At 61.2% G+C, this 14,825-nt stretch carries 12 protein-coding genes; 5 read left to right on the forward strand and 7 right to left on the reverse strand.

Annotated elements, in window-relative coordinates; all coding sequences use genetic code 11:
* The first annotated feature begins 24 nt into the window (after positions 1 to 24).
* Positions 25 to 3,495, forward strand: a complete 3,471-nt coding sequence (locus AC0Z5Z_RS15180; RefSeq protein WP_485611262.1) for a calcium-binding protein — start codon at positions 25 to 27, stop codon at positions 3,493 to 3,495.
* A gap of 87 nt (positions 3,496 to 3,582) precedes the next feature.
* Here the strand turns inward: AC0Z5Z_RS15180 and AC0Z5Z_RS15185 are convergent, their stop codons facing one another.
* Genes AC0Z5Z_RS15185 through AC0Z5Z_RS15195 form a run of 3 tightly spaced genes read right to left on the reverse strand, consistent with a single transcriptional unit; the run spans position 3,583 to position 5,262 of the window.
* A complete protein-coding gene (locus AC0Z5Z_RS15185) occupies positions 3,583 to 4,173 on the reverse strand; it encodes an LON peptidase substrate-binding domain-containing protein (protein WP_095181907.1) in 591 nt (196 codons plus the stop codon).
* 10 nt (positions 4,174 to 4,183) lie between these two features.
* Positions 4,184 to 4,900: an LrgB family protein gene (locus AC0Z5Z_RS15190; RefSeq protein WP_236168742.1), complete on the reverse strand. Its 717-nt coding sequence runs from the start codon at positions 4,898 to 4,900 to the stop codon at positions 4,184 to 4,186.
* Positions 4,900 to 5,262 carry a CidA/LrgA family protein gene (locus AC0Z5Z_RS15195; protein ID WP_016773012.1) on the reverse strand — a complete coding sequence of 121 codons (363 nt, stop codon included), beginning with the start codon at positions 5,260 to 5,262 and terminating at the stop codon, positions 4,900 to 4,902. Before AC0Z5Z_RS15195 ends, AC0Z5Z_RS15190 begins: the two co-directional genes overlap by 1 nt.
* A gap of 193 nt (positions 5,263 to 5,455) precedes the next feature.
* Here AC0Z5Z_RS15195 and AC0Z5Z_RS15200 point away from each other — a divergent pair, with 193 nt between their 5' ends.
* From AC0Z5Z_RS15200 to AC0Z5Z_RS15210, 3 genes are all read left to right on the forward strand, one after another.
* Positions 5,456 to 5,911: a MaoC family dehydratase gene (locus AC0Z5Z_RS15200; protein ID WP_016773011.1), complete on the forward strand. Its 456-nt coding sequence runs from the start codon at positions 5,456 to 5,458 to the stop codon at positions 5,909 to 5,911.
* Positions 5,912 to 6,013: 102 nt separating this feature from the next.
* Positions 6,014 to 7,741, forward strand: coding sequence for a C13 family peptidase (locus tag AC0Z5Z_RS15205; protein WP_375122737.1), 1,728 nt, complete (start codon positions 6,014 to 6,016; stop codon positions 7,739 to 7,741).
* A gap of 27 nt (positions 7,742 to 7,768) precedes the next feature.
* Complete coding sequence (locus tag AC0Z5Z_RS15210) at positions 7,769 to 8,410, forward strand: oxidoreductase (RefSeq protein WP_016773010.1); 642 nt, start codon at positions 7,769 to 7,771, stop codon at positions 8,408 to 8,410.
* Positions 8,411 to 8,510: 100 nt separating this feature from the next.
* Here the strand turns inward: AC0Z5Z_RS15210 and AC0Z5Z_RS15215 are convergent, their stop codons facing one another.
* From AC0Z5Z_RS15215 to AC0Z5Z_RS15230, 4 genes are all read right to left on the reverse strand, one after another.
* Positions 8,511 to 8,795: a YceK/YidQ family lipoprotein gene (locus tag AC0Z5Z_RS15215; protein ID WP_095181909.1), complete on the reverse strand. Its 285-nt coding sequence runs from the start codon at positions 8,793 to 8,795 to the stop codon at positions 8,511 to 8,513.
* Positions 8,788 to 9,435, reverse strand: a complete 648-nt coding sequence (ubiX, locus tag AC0Z5Z_RS15220) for a flavin prenyltransferase UbiX (RefSeq protein WP_071173708.1) — start codon at positions 9,433 to 9,435, stop codon at positions 8,788 to 8,790. The genes AC0Z5Z_RS15215 and ubiX overlap by 8 nt, the downstream gene beginning before the upstream one ends.
* Positions 9,432 to 10,781, reverse strand: coding sequence for a UDP-N-acetylmuramate:L-alanyl-gamma-D-glutamyl-meso-diaminopimelate ligase (gene mpl / locus AC0Z5Z_RS15225; protein ID WP_016773007.1), 1,350 nt, complete (start codon positions 10,779 to 10,781; stop codon positions 9,432 to 9,434). Before mpl ends, ubiX begins: the two co-directional genes overlap by 4 nt.
* 267 nt (positions 10,782 to 11,048) lie before the next feature.
* Complete coding sequence (locus AC0Z5Z_RS15230; RefSeq protein WP_485611263.1) at positions 11,049 to 12,950, reverse strand: sigma-54-dependent Fis family transcriptional regulator; 1,902 nt, start codon at positions 12,948 to 12,950, stop codon at positions 11,049 to 11,051.
* 302 nt (positions 12,951 to 13,252) lie between these two features.
* On the opposite strand from AC0Z5Z_RS15230, the gene exaC reads away from it, so the two are divergent.
* Entirely contained in the window at positions 13,253 to 14,773 is a 1,521-nt protein-coding gene (exaC, locus tag AC0Z5Z_RS15235; RefSeq protein ID WP_485611264.1) for an acetaldehyde dehydrogenase ExaC, read from the forward strand.
* Positions 14,774 to 14,825 lie beyond the last annotated feature (52 nt).

The raw sequence follows: 14,825 nt of genomic DNA on the forward strand, positions 1-14,825 counted from the left end.
TGCACACCATTAAAGGATTAATACGTGTCGAAACTCATCGTCCCTGCGACCCATATCGCCCACGTTCGCGCACTTGAAGTTACCCCCATCGACGTCTCGGCGAATCCCCATGCGCCGCCCACCCATATGCGCAATCAGACGCAGGCGCCTGACATTGATCCGTCGCTTCGCAAAACCCTCAAAGCCCTGGACAAGCATCTGGGCCTGCTACGCATCGGTGAGATCATGATCAGTCGGGTCGAATTGCAAGCGCTGGGGGCGACCATTGACGGTCAACCGGTCAGTGCGGCGAACGCCCACATCAAGAGCGTGGATCAGGCATTTCTCGACGGACTCAATTTTCAATCGGCGCAGGTGCAGTCGCGCTTGCAGGCCGTGGATTTCCCAGACAATGACATGGCGGCAATGCTGTTTTACGAAATTGCCTGCAAGCGCTCGGTGGATGCCGGCCCACTGTTCATCAGTGATACGCCGCTGGTTTCCGGCAGCGCCATGGATCGCCTCAACAAGCTGGGCAAGGCTGCGCAAAAGCTGGAAATCCACCGCGCGGACGCGTTTGAAAACACACCGGGCTGGATCAACAAGAGCAAAAGCTATTTGATGAGCGGCGCGGGAGTCGGCATGCAAGCCTTCGGCATCTACAGCAGCTACATGGCGCTGACCGATGCGATCAAGAAAGGCGAGGCACTGGAAATGCTGTACTACGGCGGATCCATCGCTGCAGAACTCGGCTCGCTGATCATCGAGCAGGGCCTGACCAGAACAGGCCAGGCGATGCTGACTCAGGGCAGCAACGTGCTGAGGGGTTTTGCGCTGACCTCAATCGGCAAATACATGAGCCGTGGTGCGGGACTGTTCGCCAGCGCGATTACCTTGCCGTTCGACATCGTTGACGCGATCAAATCCTTCAACGCCGCCGCCGCGACATCGGGCAAACAAGCTCAGGATCATTATTTCAGCGGTGCCCTGAGTGTAGCGGGCGCGGGTATCAGCCTGGTGCTGGGCGTCGCCGCGCTGGCCGGCTTCGGCAGCGTTGCCGGCCCGCTCGGCCTTGCGGCCGCTGCGCTGCTCATCGGCGGATCGATGGTTTATCAGGCCGCCAGGGTCGTCGACGATATCGACGACTACATCGAACTGACGACACTCGAGCGCCTGCGCTCGGGATGGTTCGCCTTCACCGGCAAGGAACTGGACACCGAGGTGATGGATCGCTTCAAACTGTCCAGGCTTTACAGTGACTATGGAAAACAGCTCGAACTGTCGGCGAAAGACATGCTGGCCGGTGCTTACAAGGACTCCATCGCACAGGTAGTCAATGGCGCGTTTCGCGCTGAACTGCGCCCTGTCGAACTGTGGCGTTACCAGTGGGACGAAAGCGCCGGGCAGTTGCCGTTCAGACTCGACAGCCAAGCGGTGATCGTCGGCGGCGACGATGCAGTCGACGCAAGCCTCGGATTACCCGACAACCTCAAAGGCATGGTCAGCGGCAGCCCAGGCGAAGGCAAAGGCGTGTTCTGGCGCCTGGGTGATGGCAACGATCGCGTGGTTGGCGTCAAGGCGCGGCCCAACCTCTTCACCTACCGCGACGGCCATAAGGCACTGACGGGCGGCGACACAAATGATGCGTTCTACCAGGAAGTCTCTGATCAGGAACTGGATCGATCGAGCAAACCGCCGCACATCAATGTGCTGGATGGCGGCTCGGGCAACGACCTGGTTGCGTTCGAAGGCGTCCGCCCGATTACCGACACGCGTTACATCGGTCACGACGTCAACCTGCAAACCGGCAAGGTCTCACTTCGCAGCCCGGACTCTGCGAACGACACCCTCGAAGTCGCCCACCTGACCTCCATTGAAAACGTTGCGACCTTGCGCAAAGGCACGAGCACTATCACGGGCAATGAACAGCCCAACCAGATTTCCGCCAACGGTTACGACCGCATCAGCGCCGGCGACGGCAACGACACGATCGCAATCACTGGTACCGAGTGCACGGTTGAGGGCGGCGGCGGCGAAGATCGCTATTACATCGCCGACACCAATGCACGTACAACGATCATCGAATGTGGCGACCATTCGAGCCTGATCGAACTCGGCTGGCCGATGGCGGTCATTCAACGCTGGCAAATCATCGGCACCTCACTGGTGGTCAACTCCTTGCGCGGCAGGGACGGCAGCGACCCCGACCATGTGCTGACCCTTGAAAACGTCTACCAGACGGTCAACGGTCAGCGTCAATTGAGCAATGCTCGGTGGGTGTTCCGCACTCTCGATGGCTATGAACTGCGCGCGCAACTGCCCACTCGGCCTGGTGAAGCATTGAGTCAGGACATCGAGGTTGCCGTCACTGTCAGCGGACGGCCGGCACCCGCCCCGGCAATCGTCAACGGTGGCACGGTGGCGCTGGACGGTCAGGGCGTGCAGCGCCACTTCGTCGCACGTACCGAGCACAGGGTCGAATTCGTCGCCACAGGCAACGCTACCGGCGCCCGCACCATTTACCTGGATTACCAGGACAGCGAGATTGTCGACGTGGTGGTCAGCTATGGCCTGGAAGTGCGCCAGGGTGTTTCGGGCAATACGCACCTGACCTACAACAACATCAGCCTGTCGATTCTGCTGCCATCCAAGGTGCTGGCCTTCAAAGGCGTGATCCAGACGATTGCCGCCGCGACGGGCTACAGTGGCCAAAACAGCCTGAAGGTCACGACACCGCTTCTGGCCCGGGACATCATGCTGGTCATGCAGGATGACGTTTCATACCGCGTGCAGGTGCCCGCGTTCGATTACCGGGACGACGCCAGAAATCCCGGCATCCGAGTGCTCAGCTCGCGGAGCTGGTTGAAGCGGCGCAACGGAAAATATCCATTCATCCGTCCGCTGGTCAGCGAGAAACCATCACTGGGCACCCAGAACAGCAAAGTGGTCATCGAATCGCGGCCGCACACCGGGATTTATCTGCTCGAAGGCAAAAGCGCGACCTACGACGTTTATCTCGCCAGCAACAGCATCCTGCGTCTGGCCACACCGGGCGCTGCGGCAAAAACGGCCAATGCATCGAGATGGAATCTGTTCACCCGTGCCCTGACAGAAACCGTCACGCGCGCCGATATTCAGCTCCAGGGCAACCGCCTGCGCATTGCCAGCGTCACGGTGGAGTTGCCGGACATCTTGGATGACACTCCGGTGGAGTGCATCGGTGTGGTGACGTCAGCCGGCAACATTTATGAAGTGTCGCTGCTGTTTGAGGTGTTGCAGCTGTATGTGATCGATGCTCGTGGCTACGCCAGTGTCGAGGCATTGCTGACGGATATCGACAAGCACAAACAACGCCACGAACTGGCCGCGCGGGTCTACGTCACCCACATCGGCTACAAACCCGAGACAGTGGGCACGCTGGTTTACAACTCGGTGAGCAATCAATGGCGCCTGCTCAATGATCCGCAAGAGCGCGTCAACCGCGAAGGTCTGTTCATCCCGGTCAACATGAGCTGACGGTGCGCTGCCGGTTTCAACATCGTGCCAGGGTGGGCCTGCGCTGATCTTCGTTTGCGCCTTGAGTCATGCGTTTTGCAAGTGAAACTAGGCGAACAGTTCGCCCTGCAACTCGTCGAGTAATGCCTGGATCGCATCCAGCCGTTGCTGAGGGTCGTCGAGTTGCAGCAGATCGATCTTGTCTTCTTCGGCGAACGGCAACAGGTAGGCAAGCTGATTGGCCAGTGACTGTTGACCGGCGGCTTCAGTGCCCATGTCCAACGCTTCGACCATCGGGTGTTCGGCCAGCGCCTTGAGCAGCGCGACCAGATCGGCGTCCTCGTCCTGCAACGGTTGCTCAGGCTCATCGTCCAGCCATTCGACGTCGGCGACAATCAACTGATCGCGCTGCACTTCGGTGCGCAACACCGTGAAACGCCGCCCGCCCTGGACACGAATGCCGAGCAGGCCGTTGTCCTGTTGCTGGAAATCGGTGATCCGCGCTTCGCAGCCAACCAGCGCAAAACCTTCCGGCGCGACGCCGACTTCGCTGCCCTCAAGGATGCACACCACCCCGAAGCCGACGCCCTGTTTCATGCAGCGGCCGATCATGTCGAGGTAGCGCGCCTCGAAGATCTGCAGATCGAGGTTGCAGCCGGGGAACAGCACTGTGTTCAGCGGAAAAAGCGGCAGACTCATAGACATTTCCTTACACCACCATCGACACCGCCAACGGCAGGAACACCGCCGTGGCCACACCCATCAGACTCATTGCCAGCGCGGCGAACGCGCCGCACTCATCGTTTTCCTGCATCGCCACCGCCGTGCCGACCGCATGCGCTGTCATGCCCAGCGCCATGCCGCGCGCTTCAGGGCTGTGCACACCGAGGCGGGTCAGCAGCGCCGGGCCGAAGATCGCGCCGATGACCCCGGTGATCAGTACAAACACCGCTGCCAGCGCCGCCACACCGCCGATCTGCTCGGCAACCAGCATGGCGATCGGCGACGTCACCGATTTAGGCGCCATGGTCATCAGGATCATGTGATCGGCACCGAACCACCAGCCCAGCGCCACGCCCATGCCCGTTGCGACCACCCCGCCTATCACCAGCGTAGTAAAAATCGGCCAGAACAATTGCCGGATGCGGCGCAGATTCAGGTAGAGCGGCACCGCCAGCGCCACCGTGGCCGGCCCCAGCAGAATGCTGAGGATTTCGGTGCTCTTGCGATACTCCGCGTAGGTCAGGCCGCAGCCGACCAGCACACCGATCACCAACAACATGGAGACCAGCACCGGTTGCAGAAAGATCCAGCGGGTTTTCTCGAATGCCGCCAGCACCAGTTGATAAGCGCCTAGCGTGATGCCAATGCCGAACAGCGGATGATGAATCACCGAGGTCCACGCGCCTTGCCAGTCGAACAGCATCAGGATTCCTCCGCCGGCGGCGCATGACGTTTGACCAGCCGTTGCATGAGCACGCCGGCAAACGCCATCGACAGGATCAGCGAGACCACCAGCGCGCCGACGATCGCCCAGAAATCGGCGGCAATCGCCGTGGCATACACCATCACGCCCACCGCTGGCGGCACCAGCAGCAACGGCAGATAACGCAGCAGGCTGCCCGCCGCCTGATTCAGCGGCTCGCCGACTTCACCGCGAATGATCAGGAACACCAGCAACAGCAGCAGCCCGATGATCGGCCCCGGCAATATCGGCAACAGCAAATGATTGAGCGCCGTGCCGAGCAGTTGGAACAGCACCAGCAGGGTCAGGCCACGTAACAACATCTGACATCTCCGTCTTCTATTTCACCCAGCAGGGGCTCGGCATTATAAGCATGCCGGCGCTATGGACCGGCATTCGCCAAAAGCATGGTCGGTTGACCTGAGCAAATCGCCATGATGATCTACAGTGGTTCGCAGGCCGGTCAAATCCGCCCCCTGAAAAACTATAAAACCGATGAACCCAAGGAGAGTCTCAATGCCCTATGTTCCCGTTGCAGAGCTCAAAGATTATGTCGGCAAGGAACTTGGACGTTCCGAATGGCTCACCATCGATCAGGAGCGCATCAACCTGTTCGCCGAAGCCACTGGTGATTTTCAGTTCATTCACGTCGATCCGGTCAAGGCTGCGCAAACGCCGTTTGGCAGCACGATTGCCCATGGTTTCCTGTCGCTGTCGCTGATGCCGAAACTGATGGAAGACATCCTCGTGCTGCCCGAAGGCGTGAAGATGGTCGTCAACTATGGCCTGGACAGCGTGCGTTTCATCCAGCCGGTCAAGGTCAATTCGAAAGTCCGACTGAAGGTCGACATGGTCGAAGTGACCGAGAAAAAACCCGGTCAGTGGCTGCTCAAGGCCACCGCGACACTGGAGATAGAAGGCTCGGACAAACCGGCCTACATCGCCGAGCCGCTGTCACTCTGCTTCGTCTGATCATCCCGGATGCGAAGCAGCGCACGCTGTTTCGCGTCACGTCTGTATATATGCGACGCATAGCTGCGGCATACTCGGTCGCCTAATTGCCCGGATCCCGCTATGCGCTCAATCGCTCGACTTGCACCCCTTGCCCTGACCCTGATGCTCACCGCTTGCGGCGACGGCGAATCGCTGTTGCCGCCGGATGCGCGCCTGCCCGATGGCGGACGCTATCGCGGTGAACTGGTCGACGGCTTGCTGCAAGGTCAGGGCCGCGTCGACTACCCCAACGGCAGCTGGTACGCCGGGGAGTTCGACAAGGGTCAGTGGCACGGGCAAGGCGAATGGCATGGCAGCAACGGCGAGGTCTATCGCGGCCAGTTCCAGCAAGGTCTGTTTGATGGACAGGGCAGCCTGAGCACCAATGCCAGCAGTTATGCCGGTGGTTTCAAGCAGGGCCGGCGCGATGGCGAAGGTACGCTGAAAGAAAACGGCATGACCTATCGCGGCGAGTTCAAGGCTGACCAGTATTCCGGCCTCGGCCGCCTGGAAATGGACGACGGCAGCTCCTATCAAGGCCAGTTCGCCCACGGCAAACCCAACGGCGAAGGCCAGCGCGGCGATGCCAGCGGCAATTCGTTCACGGGTCATTTCGTCAACGGTCAACTGGAAGGCAACGGCACTTACAACAGCGCCGACGGCGATATCTACGTCGGCGGCTTCAAGAACAATCAATTGCACGGCAAAGGCCGCTACGAGAACGCAGACGGCGACGTCTGGCTCGGCCAGTTCAAGGAAGGCGCGCTGACCGGCAAGGGCGAACTGATCGGCGCTGATGGCAGCCATTACATCGGTGTATTCAATGACTGGCGCTTCACCGGCCAGGGCCGTTTGAACCTTGCCGATGGCAGCTTCTACATCGGCGGCTTCGACAACGACAGCTATTCAGGACGCGGTACTCTGGTGCTGACCGATGGCAGCGTGCTCAGCGGCACCTGGATCAACGGCCAACGCGTACGCGACGCCGACGGCAAATTACTCCCCGACACTCTCGAACTCGGTTTGCTCGCCCAGGGTCGTCTGCTCGACGAGGCACTGGCGGCGATCCCCGCTTCGACTCCGGCAGTCGAGTTGTACACCCTGACCCTCGGTGGCGACGGCAAGCAAAGCGTGTTCCTGCGTGAATCCGATTACGTCGCCAACATGCTCAGTACGCGCTTCGGCGCCTACGGCCAGATCCGCCTGGTCAATCATCGCGATCATCTCGGCGACCGGCCGATGGCCACCCGCGAAAACCTGCGCCGCGCCGCGCAAGCCCTTGCCGAACGCAGCGGGCCGGAAGACCTGCTGTTCATTTATCTGACCAGCCACGGCACCGCCGAACATGAACTGGTGCTCGATCAGCCACGCATGGAACTGGCCGACCTGCCAGCCGATGAGCTCGCCGCCGTGCTCGCGCCGCTGAAGCATCGCGACAAGGTCATCGTGATTTCTTCGTGCTATTCCGGCGGTTTCATCCCGGCGCTGAAAGACGAACGCACGCTGATCATGACTGCCTCGCGCGCCGATCGGGTGTCGTTCGGTTGCTCGGAAGAAGCCAACTTCACTTATTTCGGCGATGCGCTGTTTGCCCAGGCACTGAACCAGACCGACGACCTTGAGCAGGCATTCAAACTGGCCAAGGCCACCGTTGCCGAACGCGAGCTGGCCGACGGTTTCGAAGCCTCGGAGCCGCAGATCTGGGCGCCGAAAACCGTGCTGTCGCATTGGCAACTGCTGCGCAAACAGCAAGCACGCAAAGCGTTGCAAAGCAGCGCATTGAACGACGCGGCGAAAAAAGGCAACTAAGCTGAACAGTATCAAGGGAGAGACACTATGTACTTGACGCCTCAGCACGTATTGCTTGCCGGAGCCACCGGACTGACCGGTGAACATCTGCTCGACCGTTTGCTCAACGAGCCAACCATTACCCGTGTCCTCGCCCCTTCGCGCCGGCCGCTGGCCGAGCATCCGCATCTGGAAAACCCGGTCGGTGACCCGCAGGCGTTTCTGCCGCAGCTCAGTGGCCGGGTCGATATCGCCTACTGCTGCCTAGGCACCACGATCAAGCAGGCCGGCTCCGAAGAAGCCTTTCGCGCAGTCGATCTGGACATGGTCGTGGCGTTCGCCAAGCGCGCGCGGGAGATGGGCGCGCGGCACCTGATCGTGATCAGTGCGATTGGCGCCGATCCGAATTCCTCGGTGTTCTACAACCGGGTCAAAGGTGAAATGGAACAGGCCCTGCGCGCGCAGAACTGGCCGCAGCTGACCATTTGCCGACCTTCGCTGTTGCTTGGCGAACGCACCGAACCACGCCTGGTCGAGCAACTGGCCGGGCCGTTATCGAAGCTGATTCCGGGGAAATATCACGGCATCGAAGCGTGCCAGTTGGCGCGAGCGATGTGGCGCCTGGCGCTGGAAGAACAGGATGGGGTGCGGGTGATCGAATCGGATGAACTGCGCAAGTTAGGCAAATAACTCCGGGACTTTCAGAACCAAAAGATCGCAGCCTTCGGCAGCTCCTACAGAAGCCCCCATTCCCCTGTAGGAGCTGCCGAAGGCTGCGATCTTTTGACCTTTACAATCCACCAGTCGCCTGAAAGCCCACGCCAATCACGGTGAGCAATGACAACGGCAACAACAGCGTATCGAGCAACGCGCTGGCCGGCAGGTCCACTCCCGGATAGCTCGGCGCCTCGGCACCGAACCGGTCCATCGCACAACACCCGCCGTTCAACGCATACAAATCCAGCCGCGTCCCGGCATACACCACCGGCGCGCCGGGTTTGGCCGCATCCAGCGTGCGCACGGTAGCGCATCCACCCAATTGCAGCGCCAGCACAAGCACCAGCAGCTTATTCATCGCTGCTCAAGTGATGCTCGCCCCAACGCGGCAGCATGTCCTGCGGGATGCCGAGCAGATTGAGAATCCGCGCCACAACGAAGTCGATCAAATCATCGATGGTCTGCGGCTGGTGATAGAAGCCCGGCGAGGCCGGCAGAATCGTCACGCCCAGATTCGACAGCTTGAGCATGTGCTCCAGATGGATGCTCGAGTACGGCGCCTCGCGCGGCACCAGAATCAACTGGCGGCGCTCTTTCAGCGTAACGTCCGCCGCGCGTTCGATCAGGTTGTTGCAGGCGCCGGTGGCAATCGCCGACAGCGTGCCGGTCGAACACGGCACCACTACCATGGCTGCCGGCGCGCCGGAGCCCGAAGCCACCGGCGACATCCAGTCTTCCTTGCCATACACGCGAATCTGCCCGGCAGCGGCGCCGGTGTATTCGGTCAGAAACGCCTGCATCATCTGCGGCTTGTTCGGCAGGGACACGTCGGTCTCGGTGGCCATTACCAGTTGCGCAGCCTTGGAGATCAGGAAGTGCACTTCGCGATCCTCGCGCACCAGGCAATCGAGCAGGCGCAAGCCGTACTGCGCGCCCGAGGCGCCGGTCATCGCCAGGGTGATGCGTTCCGGGCCGCCGGCCTGGGAAAAACTGTTCATTGCAGTGCCTCGGCGAGCTTGCCGTGCAGGCCGCCGAAGCCGCCGTTGCTCATGATCACCACGTGAGTACCGGGCTGCGCCTGGCTCTTCACGCGCTCGATGATGCCTTCCAGCGAATCGCTGACGATGGACGGCACGGTGCATAACGCTGCGGTGGCGCCGAGGTCCCAGCCGAGGTTGGCCGGGGCGTACCAGATCACCTGATCGGCATCGACCACGCTGTCCGGCAGACCGTCACGGTGGGCGCCGAGCTTCATCGAATTGGAGCGCGGCTCGATGATCGCAATCAGTGGCGCGTCGCCGATGCGTTTGCGCAGGCCATCAAGCGTGGTGGCGATGGCGGTTGGGTGGTGAGCGAAGTCGTCGTAAATGGTGATGCCGCGCACCTCGGCGACTTTCTCCATACGCCGTTTGACGTTCTTGAACGCGCTCAACCCGGCGATGCCCATGGACGGCACCACGCCAACGTGACGCGCTGCGGCCAGAGCAGCCAAGGCGTTGGCGACGTTGTGTTGACCGGTCAACTCCCACTCGACGGTGCCCTGGGACACGCCTTCGAACATCACTTCGAACGCCGAGCCGTCCTCGCTCAGTAGTTTGACCTGCCACTGACCGCCGGCGCCGGTGGTTTGCACCGGCGTCCAGCAGCCCATTTCGATCACGCGCTGCAACGCTGGCTCGGTGGTCGGGTGGATGACCAGACCTTCGCTCGGAATGGTGCGCACCAAATGGTGGAACTGACGTTCGATTGCTGGCAGATCGGGGAAGATGTCGGCGTGATCGAACTCAAGGTTGTTCAGGATCGCGGTGCGCGGACGGTAGTGGACGAATTTCGAGCGCTTGTCGAAGAAGGCGCTGTCGTATTCGTCAGCCTCGATCACAAAGAACGGCGTACCGCCCAGGCGCGCCGACACCGAGAAATTCTGCGGCACGCCGCCGATGAGGAAACCCGGGCTCATCCCGGCATGCTCCAGCACCCAGGCGAGCATGCTGCTGGTGGTGGTCTTGCCATGCGTACCGGCCACGGCCAATACCCAGCGACCTTGCAGCACGTGGTCAGCCAGCCACTGCGGGCCGGAGACGTACGGCAGGCCTTTGTTCAGCACATATTCCACCGCCGGGTTGCCACGGGACATGGCATTGCCGATCACCACCAGATCCGGCGCCGGATCGAGCTGTGCCGGGTCATAACCCTGCGTCAGCTGAATGCCCTGGGCCTCGAGCTGCGTGCTCATCGGCGGATAGACGTTGGCGTCGGAGCCGGTGACGTGATGACCCAGCTCTTTGGCCAACACTGCCATCGAGCCCATGAAAGTCCCGCAGATACCCAGAATATGAATGTGCATAGTCGACCTCGTAAAACATGGCCGCAGGTTAGCGTAGGGAGGGGGAAATGGCACTCTTTAGCTGAAGGATGGAGACGGGTTGGCGGCTACATCTGCGCACGGCTTCAGACCGCAGCCCCTCACCCCAGCCCTCTCCCGAGGGAGAGGGAGCCGATCTCGGTCGCTTTCAAATTTTTAGTTCGGCTCGATATTTCAGGTCGGCGTAAATCGCCAAAACACCTCGGTCAGTCCCCTCTCCCTCTGGGAGAGGGCTAGGGTGAGGGCCTTCTAGCTGACACGCCGTTCAATTCCATGCTTGCGAAGCTTTCTGTACAGCGTGTTGCGGCTGACGCCCAACTGTTCAGCGGTACGGGTCATATGCCAGCGCGTCTGCTCCAGCGCACTGAGCAAGGCCAGTCGTTCGGCATCTTCCAATGGCTGCGCCGCCACAACCGCCGGCCGCGCCTGCCGAATCATCACCGGCAAATCCTCAACGCCGACCCGCCCGCCATCACACAACGCCGCCAGGGTGCGCAGGACATTGCGCAACTGCCGCACATTGCCCGGCCAGTTGAATGCCAACAACGCCTGCCGCGCCGGTTCGTCGATCAGAATCGTTTCGCCCCCTGCCTCCTCGGCCAGGAGAAAATCCAGCAACTGCGATTTATCACTGCGCTCACGCAATGCCGGCAACGCCACTTCCAGCCCGTTCAAGCGGTAATACAGGTCTTCACGGAAACTGCCGTCCTCGACTCGTTCGAGCAAATTGCGGTGCGTCGCACTGATGATGCGCACGTCCACCGCTTGCGGTTCACCGCCAATCGGCACCACTTGCCGATCTTCCAGCACCCGCAGCAAACGCGTCTGCAACGCCAGTGGCATGTCGCCGATTTCGTCGAGGAACAAAGTGCCGCCATCGGCCTGTTGCAGCTTGCCGCGCATGCCGTCCTTGCGTGCGCCGGTGAAGCTGCCGCCGCGATAGCCGAACAGTTCGCTCTCGATCAGGCTTTCCGGAATGGCCGCGCAATTGAGTGCGACAAAGGCGTTGCCGGAGCGCTGGCTGGCCTGATGCACTGCCTTGGCAAACGCTTCCTTGCCCGAGCCGGTTTCGCCGTTGATCAACAGCGGCACGTCGCGCTCGAACACGCGCAGGGCTTTGCGAAACTCCGCCTGCAACGCTTCGTCGCCGAGGCAAATGCCGGACAGGCGGGGCGCTGGAGCAGTGATTGGCGTTGGAACAATGGCAGTAGGTTTGCGCGATTCACCGCGCAACACGGCAAACAGATGCCGGCCATCACGGGTGCGCAGCGGCCAACTGGCGCTGGCGTTGGCACTCGCGCGACCAAGCAGGTCATCCAGCGAACAATCGAAAAACGCTTCCACCGATTTACCGAGCAAACCGCCGCGAATATGCCCGAGCAGGTTCAGCGCACTCTGGTTGACTGCGCTGATCCGCCCTTCGCCGTCAAACGCCAGCAGCCCTTCACTGAACAGGCCGACGGACTCGGCCTGCAGATGAAAACGCAGCAACCACTGATTGTCGAAACAGCGCAGGAAGTAGCAGCTCTCGATCATTTTCGCCGACAGGTTGACCAGCGCCATGGTGTGGAACTGGCTCTGCCGCGAGACGTCCGGCCGCGCCGAAGACACATCGAGTACCGCCAGCAATTCACCATGGGGATCGAACACCGGGCTCGCCGAGCAGGTCAGCCCGGTGTGGCGGCCGCGAAAATGCTCGTCCTGGTGAATGGTCAGCGCCTGACGCTCGACCAGGCAGGTACCGATGCCGTTGGTGCCTTCGCAGGCTTCGCTCCAGTCAGCGCCGAGCCAGAGACCGGCGCGCTCGAAAATCTTCCGTTCGGCCGGCGCGGTCACGCAATTGAGGATCACACCGCGCGCGTCAGTCAGCAGCACCGCATGGCCGGCGCCGGACAGTTGCTGATGCAGGCTGCTCATCTCGGTGCCGGCGATTTGCAGCACTTGTTGCAGACGTTCGCGACTTTCCAGTACTCGGCCATGCTCGAGCACGGTCGGCGCCATGGTCACAGAAGGATCGAGGTGATAGTCCTCAAGGCAACGCAGCCACGAACGGGCGATCGATGGATCGGCGCCGGGGCCGTGCAGGTGCGGTTTGCCCTGGGTGACGGTGAGAACCTGGCGGGCATGGCGACTCAAATGGTTGTCGTGCATTTCTTATTGTTCTCCCCGGGGCGCGATGGCCCAAAGCATGAGGTGACGCCCAGCATCCTCCAGCGGCTCCGGCATTGCAATGCCGGCAAGACCGTCCGGTCAAGGGCTGTGCCGCAAGCGGTACAAACTGTCACTCGCGCTGTACCGAAACCGTCACAGCGCCACTCCATTCGTCCGAGACAAACCGGCCAAGCCCTTGATTTGCCTGACCTGCACGGCAGTGGCCCGAGCCTTGCTCTACGCTTATAGCAAGCGCACTTGCGCGTTTCTCTAATAAGTACAAAGCCAAGGAGAACATCATCATGCGTTACGCCCATCCCGGTACCGACGGCGCCAAAGTCTCGTTCAAGAGCAAGTACGGTAACTACATCGGCGGCGAATTCGTCGCGCCGGTCAAAGGTCAGTACTTCACCAATACCTCGCCAGTCAATGGCCAGCCAATCGCCGAATTCCCCCGCTCCACCGCCGAAGACATCGACAAAGCGCTGGATGCTGCCCACGCCGCTGCCGATGCGTGGGGCGCCACTTCCGTGCAGGCACGCTCGCTGATCCTGCTGAAAATCGCCGACCGCATCGAAGAGAATCTCGAACTGCTGGCGATCACCGAAACCTGGGACAACGGTAAAGCCATCCGCGAAACCCTCAACGCCGACATCCCCCTGGCCGCCGACCATTTCCGTTACTTCGCCGGTTGCCTGCGCGCCCAGGAAGGCAGCGCTGCGGAAATCGACGGCAACACTGTGGCCTATCACATCCATGAACCGCTGGGCGTGGTCGGCCAGATCATTCCGTGGAACTTCCCGCTGCTGATGGCCGCGTGGAAACTTGCGCCAGCGCTGGCCGCCGGTAACTGCGTGGTGCTCAAACCTGCCGAGCAAACCCCGCTGGGCATCTGCGTGCTGATGGAACTGATCGGCGACCTGCTGCCGCCGGGCGTGCTCAACGTCGTGCAAGGCTTCGGCAAAGAAGCCGGCGAGGCGCTGGCGACCAGCAAGCGCATCGCCAAGATCGCTTTCACCGGCTCGACTCCGGTCGGCTCGCACATCATGAAATGCGCAGCGGAAAACATCATTCCGTCGACCGTGGAACTGGGCGGCAAGTCGCCGAACATATTCTTCGAAGACATCATGCAGGCCGAGCCGAGCTTCATCGAAAAAGCCGCCGAAGGCGTGGTGCTGGCGTTCTTCAACCAGGGCGAAGTGTGCACCTGCCCTTCCCGCGCGCTGGTGCAGGAATCGATCTACGACGAATTCATGCAAGCAGTGATGAAGAAAGTCAGCCAGATCAAACGTGGCGACCCGCTGGACACCGACACCATGGTCGGCGCCCAGGCATCGGAGCAGCAATTCGACAAGATCCTCTCGTACCTGGAAATCGCCAAGGGCGAAGGTGCGGAGCTGCTGACCGGCGGCAAGGTGGAAAAACTCGAGGGCAGCCTGGCCACCGGTTATTACATCCAGCCGACCCTGCTCAAGGGCACCAACAAGATGCGCGTGTTCCAGGAAGAAATCTTCGGCCCGGTGGTGAGCATCACCACCTTCAAGGACGAAGCCGAAGCCCTGGCGATTGCCAACGACACCGAGTTCGGCCTCGGCGCCGGCCTGTGGACCCGCGACATCAACCGCGCCTACCGGATGGGCCGGGCGATCAAGGCCGGTCGCGTGTGGACCAACTGCTACCACCTGTACCCGGCGCATGCCGCGTTCGGCGGTTACAAGAAGTCCGGCGTCGGGCGTGAAACCCACAAAATGATGCTCGACCATTATCAGCAGACCAAGAACCTGCTGGTGAGCTACGACATCAATCCGTTGGGATTCTTCTGATCCTGCGATGCTGATCGTTCCCACGCTCTGCGTGGGAATCCAGCCCGGGACG

Source organism: Pseudomonas sp. 1L-E-NC-VB-C3 (assembly GCF_057291535.1).

Bases quoted from the DNA above. Each gene is read 5' to 3' on its own strand.
- AC0Z5Z_RS15205 (WP_375122737.1), top strand. From the start codon at position 6,014: ATGCGCTCAATCGCTCGACTTGCACCCCTTGCCCTGACCCTGATGCTC.
- exaC (WP_485611264.1), top strand. From the start codon at position 13,253: ATGCGTTACGCCCATCCCGGTACCGACGGCGCCAAAGTCTCGTTCAAG.
- AC0Z5Z_RS15230 (WP_485611263.1), bottom strand. From the start codon at position 12,950: ATGCACGACAACCATTTGAGTCGCCATGCCCGCCAGGTTCTCACCGTC.
- AC0Z5Z_RS15215 (WP_095181909.1), bottom strand. From the start codon at position 8,795: ATGAATAAGCTGCTGGTGCTTGTGCTGGCGCTGCAATTGGGTGGATGC.
- AC0Z5Z_RS15190 (WP_236168742.1), bottom strand. From the start codon at position 4,900: ATGCTGTTCGACTGGCAAGGCGCGTGGACCTCGGTGATTCATCATCCG.
- AC0Z5Z_RS15200 (WP_016773011.1), top strand. From the start codon at position 5,456: ATGCCCTATGTTCCCGTTGCAGAGCTCAAAGATTATGTCGGCAAGGAA.
- AC0Z5Z_RS15195 (WP_016773012.1), bottom strand. From the start codon at position 5,262: ATGTTGTTACGTGGCCTGACCCTGCTGGTGCTGTTCCAACTGCTCGGC.
- mpl (WP_016773007.1), bottom strand. From the start codon at position 10,781: ATGCACATTCATATTCTGGGTATCTGCGGGACTTTCATGGGCTCGATG.
- AC0Z5Z_RS15210 (WP_016773010.1), top strand. From the start codon at position 7,769: ATGTACTTGACGCCTCAGCACGTATTGCTTGCCGGAGCCACCGGACTG.
- ubiX (WP_071173708.1), bottom strand. From the start codon at position 9,435: ATGAACAGTTTTTCCCAGGCCGGCGGCCCGGAACGCATCACCCTGGCG.
- AC0Z5Z_RS15185 (WP_095181907.1), bottom strand. From the start codon at position 4,173: ATGAGTCTGCCGCTTTTTCCGCTGAACACAGTGCTGTTCCCCGGCTGC.